This is a genomic window from Lacticaseibacillus thailandensis DSM 22698 = JCM 13996 (genome assembly GCF_001312865.1).
GTDB classification, from domain to species: domain Bacteria; phylum Bacillota; class Bacilli; order Lactobacillales; family Lactobacillaceae; genus Lacticaseibacillus; species Lacticaseibacillus thailandensis.
Window position 1 is genome coordinate 41,915 of record NZ_BBER01000010.1, and the last position, 10,940, is coordinate 52,854.

Below are 10,940 nucleotides of genomic sequence, written 5' to 3' on the forward strand. Positions count from 1 at the left end.
GGTGTGCAGCGCCATATCAGCTGAGCCGAACACAACTTTTTTTGTTGGTGATAAAGGCAAACAGAACGCTGAGAAACCATGCCACAATGTTTGCCCAGAACCACTGTATTGAAAGGTGCGTTAGGCCGAAGAACAGCACAATGTTGATCAGTGTCGTCAGCCCCCCTACAACGAGGTAGCGGAAAGCCGTTCCATATTTGCTATACAGCGTCGTTATCGTTTTCTCCATGACTATCCCTTCTTTTGAACCCGTTGCATGCAGGTGAAGACAAATGATGCGGTTGGATTGCTATGCTCGTCGATGATCAGCGGATGTGTTGCGAGCCGGTATTGATAGGTGTGCACCACATCGACCAACTGGTGCTTATTTGTATTGTTCCGCACAGTGATACGGTAGCGACCGGCACTCAACTGATGATGTAGTCGATAAACCGATCCGGCATCATACAGTGTATATGAACTGTTGGTCTTGAGGTTTGTTAGCGTGACGCGTTCTGTTGAACCGGCGTGCATTTGTACCGAGAAGTAGTTTGCTTTGGCGTGTAGGTCAACGTCTTCGGTTAAGACCGCACCAGGTTTCAGCGCCTTTGGCTTAGCATGATATTGCACTGATAGTTGACTGCGTTGCGCAGCCACAACTTGATTTTGTGGGACTGCCTTGCCAATAATGCCAGCCAGCCCAAGTGCAACTAACACACTAGCAAGCAGAGATGACTGACCTGCCACTTGCTGCCAGCGTCGTTGAGGATTTGATTCATGCTGTGGTTGAGGAAGCGCAGCTAAGGCAATCCAGCTGAGCGGCAGAATTGCCTGACCATATCGAGGCTCGACCTCCCACAACAAAGTGTGAAATGCGAGATAACCAAGTGCTGTGACGATTGTCAGTAACGCAATGACCTGTTTTGAATCACTGAGATCTGGCCGCCAAGTGGTCAGTCGAAGCATGAGGATGAGCCACAACACAATGGTTGCGGAGGCATAGCTGATCGTGGTCAACATCCGGAAAAAGTTCACACGATTGTGATACCAACTTGGGGCTGAACGAAAACCGCCGTTGTACCAATTCTGAATTCCCCGTACATTGAGTAGAATGCCTAGCTTCACAATCCATAACCGTAGCACACCGAAAGCTCCTAGTCGCTTGAGCCGTTGTGGAATTGCTTGTAGATCATGTTGTTGGCGTGCAGCCTTACTTGGCTGCTTGATGCTTTTTCCAACATCGCTGCCAGAATAACCACCGTTGCTGACTGAGTTATAACCCATCAAAATCCAATTAGTAACGGGAAACTCAAACTTGGTCTCCGTATGGTAGTTGCTGACTTCGTCGATCACTTTAGTGGTCGGTAAGCTAAGTCCGAATCCCAATGCAATCAAGATCACCGGTATCATCAACTGTGATTTGTGCAGTAGTCGTTGGCGAGCAAGTATAGTCAAAACAATCGCTAGTGCTGGCAGAATCACGATTAGGTTCGCTTTGATCAAGAGGCCAGCCAATGCTGTGAGGACAAGACCGGCACCTTTGATCAGATGCTGGTTATGCGTGCCCTGCGACCAGTTCAGCAAGGTCTTCATGATAATCAGGAGAATCAGCATTGTCGGTAAATCTGAATAGAAGACTTGTAGATAGTACGTGTAAGCGAACGGCGTCAAAGCGAAGAAAGCAAACGCGCCGATTAGCGTGCTGTGGCGCCGGCTAAGTTGCCAAACTGTGCAGAGCGCTAAGAGAATGAACCCGTCCAAGGTCAGGATACTTAGCAAGTGAACGGATAGGTTGGTGCTCAAGCCAAATAACTGGGTGAATCTGAGCCACAAGGACATGAAGTAAGTCAGTGGGACATTGTTTGCATAGCGCCAAAAGTAGGTAATGTCCCAAGTCATGTGTCCGGCAGCCATTTGATCTGCTTGTGATAGTACTCGGTATGGATCGTGGTAAACCGTGTTTGGCATGACGTTGAGGACAAAGATCTGCCCAATTAGCATCAATAACAGTCCAATACCAATACCCCAATAAACGTGCACTGATTTCATTTGATCAAGCCACTTGGCGGTAAGGTGAATACCAATAAACGCTAAAATGGCGACGATCAGAACCGCGATGCCTGTTGATTTGATTAAATTGCTAGCAATTCCAACGATTAAGCAAATCATCAGAACCAAGGGTAGGAAGGTTGGCATGAACTTGTGAGTCATATTTACACCTATTCTAAGATTGTTTGGACAGTGTAGCGCGGACGTCGCTTCACTTCCGTTGTGAGCTTACCGATGTATTCACCAATCACGCCGAGGCTGACCATCTGCACCCCGCCAATGAACCATAGTGATACCATCAGTGAAGACCAGCCGTGGACTGTCATACCAAGCAACTTGGTTACTACGGCATAAGCGACCATACCGACTGCCAGCAAGCAGGCCAGTGTACCGAGAATCAGGATCAAGCGTACCGGAGCAATCGTCAGACTTGTGATGCCATCCCAAGCAAAGGCTAGCATTTTCTTGAGTGGATACTTCGATTCGCCTGCCATGCGCGGCGTTCGCTTGTAGTCAACTTCCTCAGTCTTGTAACCGAGTTTTGGAATTAAGCCACGAATGAAAACATTTCGTTCTGGGTAGTCTAGGAAAGTTTCAACTGCCCGTTTGGACATCAACCGAAAGTCTGCATGATTAGGAATCAATTCGACTCCTAACATTTTGAGTGTTTTGTAATAACCCTGGGCAGTGGTTCGTTTGAACCAACTGTCAGACTCGCGATTATTTCTAACGCCGTAGACGATGTCTGCGCCCTCAGCGTATTTATCAACCATCTCTGCAATCTTTTCAGGGTCGTCTTGTAAGTCAGCGTCGATTGTGACAATCATATCTGCACTTTTCACGGCTTCTTTCATACCCGCGATCAATGCAGATTGATGACCGAAATTGCGGGAGAAACGTAAGCCACGAATCCTTGAATTACTGTGGTGAAGCTTCTCAATAATCTCCCAGGTATGATCAACTGAGCCATCATCGACAATCAGAATGTCTGCCCGCTGGCCCATGATATTTTGCGCTGCAATCTTATCTTCAATCGAGAGCAGTTTCTGAATGGAAGACGTCAATACTTCTTCTTCGTTGTATGCAGGAACAACAATCGTTAGTTTTTGGGTGTCCATGGTTTCAATATCCTTTCTGGCAAGATGCTTCGCAACTTACTTTGAACAGCTTCTGCGTATGGTGCGATGATCAGTAAGTAGCCTCCAGCTAAGAGCAAACTCGCAATAACGTCAGAGGCGTAATGGTCGCGTAGATAAACTCGCGAAGCAGCCACCATACCAATCCATACGACGCCGATTACAATGGCGATCAGCTGATTTTCTTGATCTTTAATTTGGGGCAAGCATAGTATTAGCAAGGTGATCACTAGAACTGTCGTGCAGAATGTGTGCCCGCTTGGAAAGCTATAACCACTATCAGGGACGAGCTGATGCAGTGGGCGTGATCGACCAACCAGTTGCTTGATAATTTCAGCAAATGCCGATCCAACAAGCTGTAATCCACCGACCCACAAGCTGATGACAAGGTCTTTTTTTGAACCAAAGCCAGCAGCACCCCAGGATGGTTAAACCAATCACGGTCGCGGGACTACCGAAAAATGCGACGATTTTGAAAATGAATGTGTTGACGGGATTGATGGATCTCGTAAACAGCGCACTCGCACTATTGTCAAAGGAGTCCAGCCATGGTGCTTTCGTCATCACACCCAGCACCAAGCCAGCAAAACACAGCAGTAACAGGATGCCGAGCATATTTTTTTTGTTTAGTCCTCATCGGCTTCACCTCCGCGATTACGCAGCGCCATGATTGCTGCTGGTAGTAAGGAAATGACGATGATTGCCAGCATGATCAACTCGAAGTGGGCTTTGACGACCGCGATGTTGCCAAAGAAGTAACCGGCGCCTAGTGCAACCAATACCCAGGTCACGCCGCCAAGGATGTTGTATGTGACGAATGAGCGATAGTGCATTTGACTCACGCCAGCGGTAAAGGGAATGAACGTGCGAATGATCGGCATAAAGCGACCGAGGAAAATTGCCGGCTTGCCGTGTTTCTCGAAAAAGCGTTGCGAGCGGGCTAAATATTCTGGCTTGATGAGCCGGCTTAGTTTGGGACTGTGTACGAGGCGAGTACCGAAGTGTTCACCAATTTCAAAGTTTAGGGAATCACCAAGAATCGCTGCCACGCTCAGTAAGATAAACAATACCCAGATATTCAAGGAATGATTGCTCATTGCGGCAAGTGATCCGCAGAGGAATAAGAGCGAGTCCCCGGGTAGGAAAGGCAGAATGACGATACCCGTTTCGATGAAGATTAAGGCAAATAAGCCAACATAGATTAGGCTACCGAACTGAGTGATGAGCTGTGGTAGAAGTTGGCTCAGGTTAGGAATTAAAGATGTAAGCATGAGCATTGACATGATGAGTTCCCCTTTAAGTGATTTTCGTAATGCTTGACTATGGCATAAGCATAGCTGGATTGACGTAGTGCTCCCACTTATGAAAACTGAGGTAAAACTCAGTAAATTTCAGAACACGATTCTGAAATGCCTGTGTTAAGGGCTATGTATCTGAAAAAAAATTTAGATTGTTCAAATCATAGGCCTAGAAAAACCGCTCAATTTTTTTTGAGCGGCACGGGGAAAGTTGTTTGAAATCAGATTTAGCGTAAATACCTGCTAGCAAGTGTCTGTATTAAGGGTTGATAGGGGCTTTTCAATGTGAAAATTGAATATTACCGCGAGCCAACGTTTTGCTACAATGGCAGATAGAGGGTAGAAGATGAAAAAAATTATGGAGCGTTTTGATTTTGTGCGGACTATTAGCTGGGTGTAGTCAAGCTAAACCTCAAGTGGCCGATGATCCAGCACATTCGGTGAGCGTTTTTGGTACGACAATCAGTCCAACGGTTGCCAACAAGCATGACTTTTATGATGCTTTGATTAAGCAGTATCCACATTTGCAATCAGCACTCGATCATGACGCGAAGCCTGAAACTTATACGATTCCAGGCTTATTAAAGACGCGCAGCTTAAATCTGGCAGGCAAGCTGGGCACTTCTACCCAGATGGACCCGCAAGGCTTGGCGGTGACCAAAAAAAGACGTCATCATTTCTGCGTACAGTCGTGATAAGGCATATCATTCAGTGTTGTACTTGCTTGATAAGAAAACTGGCGCTTATAACAAACAAATAGTATTGCCCAGCACGGATCATGTCGGTGGGCTTGCCTATGACACCGTCACAGGTCGCTTGTGGGTTACGACAATGTCTAAGAAGGGTAAAGCATCTCTGTCGGCCTACGACGGTAAAACGTTGAAATATGCAGACTTTTCGCGAATCAAAAAGGCAACACCGTTTGACCATGTAGTTGCTCTCCCAGATATTCCAAGAGCAAGCTTTTTGACCTATCACAACAATGCACTGTATGTGGGCTACTTTGCTGCTAGTGGTCAAGGGACTTTCCGTAGTTACCCACTAAACGCATCGGGAATGCCACAGGTACATCAGAAAGCGGACATGGATTTACGTGGCTCAGACTTACAGGTCGGTACCTACGAAACTAATAAGCGACTCCAAGGCGCAACATTTTTCCAGGGCAAGCTATTGTTTTCGCAATCTTTTGGCGTCCATCCGTCTAATATCTTGGTATTTGACAACGATGGGCAGAAGTCCTGGTTAGACTTCGATGGGGACGATACGTTGAAGTCCATAACCATGCCACCATACTTAGAACAAATCGTGGCTGTCGGTAGTGATTTATATGTGCTATTTGAATCAGCATCAATCCATTATCGTCAAGCTGATCTGGAATTTCATGCAGATCGGGTATTAAAATTAGATTTGAAAACTTTGTTGAAATGACGAACAGCATTGAAAACTTTTCATGTTTTCAATGGAACTGTAAGTCAAAGAAACATCAAGTTCACGAAACGTGTGATCGAGCCGGTAAAATCCTTATTCATGGGGTAGCGTAAGCGTAAAAATGGTTCCTTGTGGTTCATTATCTTGGACAGTTAGCTGGCTGTTACTGAGCTTAGCAAGCTGGGTGGCAATGGCAAGTCCTAGTCCAGTCCCCACAACGGTACCACGGACGTCGGCGCTGCGGTAAAAACGTTCAAAGATATGGACTTTATCGGTTTCGCTGATCCCGCTACCTTGATCTTTGACGGAAAGCTCAGGCGTGCCATCTGTTAGCAATGATAGAGATACGTCTATCTGGCTATTTGCAGGTGAATATTTAGCCGCATTGGTGACCAAGTTGATAAGAATCTGCTCTACTGCACTAGCGTTGCCGTTGACGTAAACATTTGGTTGAATCGAAGTGACAACTTTCTGTGAGAATGTTGGCGTGATTTTTTTGCATAATCGTCTGAACGGTATCACTTAGATTGAGGTGGTGTAGTTCGAGGGCGAGTCGATCGGCGCGAGAAAGTTGAAGGAGCTCATCGATCAGTTGTTGCATCTGGCGAGATTCCTCGGTGATATAGTGAACTGACTTTGCAATGATTTCGGGGTGCGATTCCCCATGACGCTCAATCAGCTGTGCATGGCTCCGGATGGTTGCAATCGGAGTGCGTAATTCATGGGCAGCGTTCATCACAAAGAGTTTCTGTTGTTCCTGACGTTCGTTCAGCATACTGAGCAGTTCATTGAAGTTACCAGCTAACTCTGTCACTTCGGAAGGGGTAGCCGGAACTGGGAGTTGCATTGCGCCAGGCTCTTTAGCAGTCGCAATTACCTGAGTCGTTTGTGACAATGCGGTCAGTGGATCAGTCAAGCGCTTAATCATACGTCGAATGTAGAATGGCGTGATGATCAACGTCAAGACTAATATCATGGCGGTAACCTGAATAACTCGTTCTAGTACAGCGAGTTGTGGTTTCATATTCTGCCACAACGTGTAGTAAATTCCACGCGCATGCACCATCCGGTGATAAAGAAATCCAATTCCCGGCCGGTAATACAGGTGTGTCAAAAATGGTATTTTGATGGGCTTAACTTCTAGCACATCGTCTGCATTTGGTGACAAATACTGTTTTACTTTGGCATCAGCGCGTTTGTTGTGCACATAGACAAAACTGGCACTGGTGTCCAGGGTGCTGTTTTTACGCCAATCTTCCCAATCATCATCACCATCGATGTTTGTTTTCTTGAGGCTTGCAGTAATGTGACTGGTGGTCGATCGTACTCCTTGAAGCAGCTGATGACCGACGGCAACAATGATCAGCAGTCCAAGTGCCAGTGTTACGACTATGATTAGCCGCATCAGGCTACGAAGCATGATTGCAGCACTTGATTGATCAGTTTTTTTTCATTGGCATCACCGCTCCACTACGTTTTGTGAAAGCATATAGCCGACTCCACGTACAGTGTGAATCAGCTTTTGCCTGTCTGGAAGATCAATTTTATTTCGTAAGTTACGAACATAGACATCTAATATATTAGGCTGGCCGTCAAAATCAACACCCCACACTGTATCCAATAATTCTTCACGAGAGCACGGCTCATTCTGATTGCTGATCAATGCGATGAGTAGCTCATATTCGCGTTGTGTCAGGGGAATGATTCGGCTGTCGCGGGTAACACGTTTAGAGCCAGTGTCAACGGTTAGATCTCCGACTGTATAAGTCTTTACTGGGTTATCGGTAGATTGACGATGACGCAAGGCGACTTCAACTCTGGCAATCAATTCTTCCATCTCAAAAGGCTTCGTCACGTAGTCGTCCGCGCCGCCTGTTAGTCCAGCCACTTTATCGCCAATGTAGTCCCGTGCGGTGAGCATAATGATTGGAATTTGACTGGACTTGCGAATGCGTCGCAGTACACTGAACCCGTCTAAGTGAGGCAGCATCCAGTCTAGAATAATCAGATTAATCTGGCTTCATCTCGGTGAAAGAGATCAAGTGCAGTTAGGCCATCATTCGCCCAAATTACGTTGAAGCCTCCAACTCGAACTCGGTTTTCAATGAGTCGGCCAGCCCTTCTTCATCTTCGACTAGTAGTAGTGTTGTTTTCAAATTTATTTCTCCTATTTTGTTCTGCATGGTACGCAAATCATCGCCTTCAATATAAGTCATTTATGTAAAGGAAGCTACCCAGAGAAACTAAAGCAAATCTAAAGAAAACTCAGAATTCTATGTTGGTGTTCTCAAACGTCGAGGACTAAACTTATTGAAAAAAAGGATAGCGATTACCATGACCTTAATTTTGACCCTTGATCAGGTGAACTATGCGCCTCAGGGGAAACCAATTCTGTCCGACATTGATCTGGCAATTAACGAGAACGCCTTTATTACTTTTACTGGGCCATCCGGTTCGGGTAAAAGTACGCTTCTGCGACTGATTGCAACATTACTGACGCCTACTAGTGGTGTGATCAAATATCAAGGTCAGCCACAAGCACAGTTGCCCAAGCCGTACTATCGCCAAGAGGTTTCATACTGCTTCCAGCAGCCAAGTCTTTTTGGCGAAACTGTGCGGGATAATCTGGCGTTTCCTTTTTCAATTCGCGATCAGCCCTGGTCTCAAAAGCGAGCAGAGCAGGCACTGGCATCAGTCGAGTTGTCAGAGACGATGATCGATGCGCCGATCACTTCGCTTTCAGGCGGAGAGAAGCAACGCGTTGCGCTGATTCGCAACTTGTTGTTTCCACCCAAGGTCTTGTTGCTAGACGAAGTGACGACAGGGCTTGATGCTGATACGAAGAACTGTGTGCATCGTCTGATTGCGAATTACCATCAGCAAGGCATGACGATTTTGATGGTGACACACGACGAAACTGAGATTGCAGCAGCGGAAACCTTGGTAGAGATTCGTGGTGGGCGTTTGGAGGCAAAGCATGAATAGTCTAATCGTTAGTCCTACTGCGCTGGCCTTTGCTGTGGTATTAGTTTTGATTGCGCTGGTCATCAACTTACGTGAAAAAATCGGTTTGGAAAGGGATATGCTAATTGGGGTCATTCGGGCAGTAGTCCAACTTACCGTAGTAGGATATGTGCTGACCTACATCATCAAGGTTGATCGTTTGTGGTTGACTGGTTTGATGGTTGCAATCATTATCTTTAATGCTGCGCTGAATGCCAACAAACGCGCCAATGGGATTCCCCATGCTTTTGCTATCAGCTTACTGGCAATTAGCACGGCGACACTGTTGACCATCGCACTGCTGGTTTTAACTCACTCGGTCCGTTTTACCCCCAGTCAGATTGTACCAGTGTCAGGCATGATCGCATCAAACTCGATGGTTGCCATCGGCTTAGCCTACCGGAGTATGAATGCGAGCTTTCATGATCAACGGCAAGGTGTGTTGGAGCGTCTGGCGTTAGGTTCAACGTTGAAACAAGCCTCAAATGCGATTGTTCGGAGCGCGATTCGCACCGGTATGGCACCGACCATCGATTCTGCTAAAACAGTTGGAATCGTCAGTCTACCGGGCATGATGTCGGGCTTAATTTTTGCGGGTGTTGATCCAACTAAGGCAATTATGTATCAGATCATGGTCACGTTCATGTTACTAGCAGCTACGAGTATCGGGAGTGTCATTGCTTGTTACCTGGCTTATCCGCAATTTTACAATGTAGACTTACAGTTACGGTAGATTCTTCAAAAATTATCATAGCCAAAGCAACACTTCGGTAATCATACGAAGTGTCTTTTTGTCTGACACAATATTTTCCAACGATTTCTATTGGAACATAAATTAACAATTTGGCAACATTTCAGCAACAAATCACTAATAGCCACAGCTTATGATGTTTTTGAATAATGAAGCTGTGGAGGATTTGACATGAATAGAGCAAAACACTCGAAATTAAATGTTGTAACATCACTGGCCGTAATTGGGAATATTGTGTTGGCAATTCTCTTCCCCGCATTCAAACACTGGAATTAGCTGTTTGAAAAAAAGTTGGGATTGGTGATAACTGACTAAGCTATAATTGGTTAGTAAGCTGTATTGGAGGATTCTACTTGCTCAACATGATAATTCGCTGGTTACATTTGCCAGTCAAGGTCGAGCATCGGCGCGATCGAATCGCACTTTATGCTGCACTATCAGTTCCTGTTGGAATTTTAATGGCTGTAACGAAGCTGGTGATGGGGATAGTATTCTTCTCCAGCTGGCTTCTAATCTTCGGCCTATATTATGCGATTTTGCTGAGTGTCAAGGTCTTGTCATTGATACGCTACCGGAAAATTCGGATGAGTAACAATCCTACCAGTGCGAAAATACGGGCTGAGCAAGCTTTCTTGGTGCTTGGTGGCCTTGGATATAGCCTGATTGGGCTTGTTTTTGGGGTGTTCTGCTTTGTGATGTATCACCATGGATATGACCAGAAATTTAATCTTAATGCTGCTTTGGTGATTGCTTTGATTGGCTTCACAAAGTTGATCAGTGCCATCGTTGGCTTGGTTCGCTCAAGACACCTTCTCAGTCCATTGATTACGCTGTTAAAGGCATATAGTGTGGCCGACGGAATGACCGCTATCGTTTTAACTTAATATGCTTTGTTGACCTACCAAAAAGCCTCTGAGGTAACGACAGCAACGGGTGTGTTTGGAATGGCGATTAGTGGAGTAGTGGTCGTTGTTGGCCTCTGGATTGCATTGTTCGCCTCCCACCGTAACCTGGCGCTGCAAGAGAAAGAAGAATCATAATGCAAAAGATCTTAATTGTTGAAGATGATGAAAAGTTCAACGAAATTCTAGTCCGTACACTGATGCAGACAGGATACCAGGCAATCGGTGCGCATACGGCCAATGATGCCTACAACTTAATGTACGACCAAACATTTGATTTGATATTATCTGATATCATGATGCCGGGTATTGACGGTTATTCATTTGCTGAAACAGTTCGTCGAACTGATCCCGCAATCCCGATTCTCTTTATTACAGCACGTGACGATATTGC

Annotated in this window: 11 protein-coding genes and 2 pseudogenes; 6 read left to right on the forward strand and 7 right to left on the reverse strand. The window is 45.8% G+C overall.

The window, feature by feature from the left end:
* Positions 1-16: 16 nt before the first annotated feature.
* The 5 genes from JCM13996_RS12580 to JCM13996_RS09530 form a co-directional block, all read right to left on the reverse strand.
* On the reverse strand, positions 17-229 hold the full coding sequence (locus JCM13996_RS12580) for a GtrA family protein (protein ID WP_263848910.1): 213 nt from the start codon (positions 227-229) through the stop codon (positions 17-19).
* Between the two features lie 2 nt (positions 230-231).
* Positions 232-2,190, reverse strand: a complete 1,959-nt coding sequence (locus JCM13996_RS09515; RefSeq protein WP_054750950.1) for a glycosyltransferase-like membrane protein — start codon at positions 2,188-2,190, stop codon at positions 232-234.
* 8 nt (positions 2,191-2,198) lie between these two features.
* Positions 2,199-3,146 (reverse strand): glycosyltransferase family 2 protein, encoded by a 948-nt coding sequence (locus JCM13996_RS09520; RefSeq protein ID WP_054750951.1) that lies wholly within the window; start codon positions 3,144-3,146, stop codon positions 2,199-2,201.
* Positions 3,128-3,541, reverse strand: coding sequence for a phosphatase PAP2 family protein (locus JCM13996_RS12060; protein WP_225353573.1), 414 nt, complete (start codon positions 3,539-3,541; stop codon positions 3,128-3,130). Before JCM13996_RS12060 ends, JCM13996_RS09520 begins: the two co-directional genes overlap by 19 nt.
* A gap of 249 nt (positions 3,542-3,790) precedes the next feature.
* Positions 3,791-4,447, reverse strand: a complete 657-nt coding sequence (locus JCM13996_RS09530) for a VTT domain-containing protein (protein WP_054750952.1) — start codon at positions 4,445-4,447, stop codon at positions 3,791-3,793.
* A 389-nt stretch (positions 4,448-4,836) separates the two neighbouring features.
* On the opposite strand from JCM13996_RS09530, the gene JCM13996_RS11030 reads away from it, so the two are divergent.
* Both JCM13996_RS11030 and JCM13996_RS09535 read left to right on the forward strand, forming a co-directional pair.
* Positions 4,837-5,157 carry a hypothetical protein gene (locus tag JCM13996_RS11030; RefSeq protein ID WP_156321951.1) on the forward strand — a complete coding sequence of 107 codons (321 nt, stop codon included), beginning with the start codon at positions 4,837-4,839 and terminating at the stop codon, positions 5,155-5,157.
* Positions 5,158-5,182: 25 nt separating this feature from the next.
* A complete protein-coding gene (locus JCM13996_RS09535; RefSeq protein ID WP_156321952.1) occupies positions 5,183-5,890 on the forward strand; it encodes a hypothetical protein in 708 nt (235 codons plus the stop codon).
* A 93-nt stretch (positions 5,891-5,983) separates the two neighbouring features.
* Here the strand turns inward: JCM13996_RS09535 and JCM13996_RS09540 are convergent.
* Together JCM13996_RS09540 and JCM13996_RS09545 are read right to left on the reverse strand one after the other, a co-directional pair.
* A pseudogene (locus JCM13996_RS09540) lies at positions 5,984-7,310 on the reverse strand (sensor histidine kinase).
* Positions 7,311-7,349: 39 nt separating this feature from the next.
* Positions 7,350-8,046 (reverse strand): annotated as a pseudogene (locus tag JCM13996_RS09545) (response regulator transcription factor).
* 178 nt (positions 8,047-8,224) lie between these two features.
* On the opposite strand from JCM13996_RS09545, the gene JCM13996_RS09550 reads away from it, so the two are divergent.
* From JCM13996_RS09550 to JCM13996_RS09565, 4 genes are all read left to right on the forward strand, one after another.
* Positions 8,225-8,875 carry an ABC transporter ATP-binding protein gene (locus tag JCM13996_RS09550; protein WP_054750959.1) on the forward strand — a complete coding sequence of 217 codons (651 nt, stop codon included), beginning with the start codon at positions 8,225-8,227 and terminating at the stop codon, positions 8,873-8,875.
* Positions 8,868-9,626 carry an ABC transporter permease gene (locus JCM13996_RS09555; RefSeq protein WP_054750954.1) on the forward strand — a complete coding sequence of 253 codons (759 nt, stop codon included), beginning with the start codon at positions 8,868-8,870 and terminating at the stop codon, positions 9,624-9,626. The genes JCM13996_RS09550 and JCM13996_RS09555 overlap by 8 nt, the downstream gene beginning before the upstream one ends.
* Before the next feature lie 371 nt (positions 9,627-9,997).
* A complete protein-coding gene (locus JCM13996_RS09560; RefSeq protein ID WP_054750955.1) occupies positions 9,998-10,528 on the forward strand; it encodes a hypothetical protein in 531 nt (176 codons plus the stop codon).
* 155 nt (positions 10,529-10,683) lie between these two features.
* On the forward strand, positions 10,684-10,940 hold a 257-nt coding region (locus tag JCM13996_RS09565; RefSeq protein ID WP_156321953.1), incomplete at its 3' end, for a response regulator transcription factor.